Here is a 1,176-nt window from a genome sequence, read left to right on the forward strand (position 1 = left end):
GTCCTGCAAGCCGCACTCGGGGTACTCCTCAACCGCCACGGCGCAGGCACCGACATCCCCGTCGGCTCACCCATCGCGGGGCGGACCGACGACGCTGTCGAAGACCTCGTCGGCTTCTTCGTCAACACCCTCGTCCTGCGTACCGACCTCTCCGGCGATCCCACCTTCACCGAGCTGCTGGGACGGGTCCGGCAGACCGACCTCGCCGCCTACAGCAACCAGGACGTCCCCTTCGAACGACTCGTCGAAATCCTCAACCCCGAACGCTCCGCCGCCCGCCACCCCCTCTTCCAGATCATGCTCAACCCGAACGTGACCTCGCAGTCGGTCGTGGGTGAGCTGGAGTTCGGCGGGCTCAAGGTGGAACAGCAGCCGGGCGGTACGGGGGCCTCGCGTTTCGATCTCTCCCTGTCCTACGCGGAGTTGGAGCAGTCCGGCGGAATCGGTGCGGCTCTGGAGTTCAGTGCCGATCTGTTCGATGTGCGGACCGCCGAGGTGTTGTGCGAGCGGTTCGTACGCGTGCTGGACGCGGCCGTCGCCGCGCCGGACACGCAGGTGTCGCAGATCGACATGCTGGACGAGGACGAGCGGGCCCAGGTCATCGAGGAGTGGGGAACGGGAGCCGTCCCGGCAGCCGGCACCGCTGATGCCGATGTGATCGGGCTGTTCGAGGCCCAGGCGGCAGCCACCCCGGACGCTGTGGCCCTGGTCTTCGAGGACACCCGCCTGACCTACCGGGAGTTGGACGCCTGGGCGGACCGACTGGCCCGCGTCCTGATGGAGCACGGAGCCAGGCCGGAGAAGTTCATCGCGGTGGCACTGCCCCGCTCCACCGAACTCCTCGTCGCACTCCTCGCCGTCCTCAAGACCGGCGCCGCCTACCTGCCCATCGACCTGGACTTCCCCACCGACCGCATCGCCTTCATGCAGGCCGAAACCGACCCCGTCCTGGTCCTGGACCAGACACTCTTCACCTCGCTCAACACCCAGGAGCCCTCCGCCCTGGCCTCACTCCCGACCGACGCCAGCGGCGCGACAGCCGCGTACGTGCTCTACACCTCCGGATCCACCGGCCGCCCCAAGGGCGTCGTCGTCTCCCGCAGCGCGCTGACCAACCTGCTCACCGACATGCACACCCGCATCCCCCTGACCGCCGACGACCGACTCCTCGCCGTC

At 68.6% G+C, this 1,176-nt stretch carries 1 protein-coding gene; it reads left to right on the forward strand.

The features are described 5' to 3' along the window. Positions 1–1,176: condensation domain-containing protein (locus JGS39_RS39565; RefSeq protein WP_219574594.1), on the forward strand; the 1,176-nt coding region annotated here is incomplete at both ends.

Origin of the sequence: Streptomyces poriferorum (genome assembly GCF_019399235.1) — a bacterium.
GTDB classification, from domain to species: domain Bacteria; phylum Actinomycetota; class Actinomycetes; order Streptomycetales; family Streptomycetaceae; genus Streptomyces; species Streptomyces poriferorum.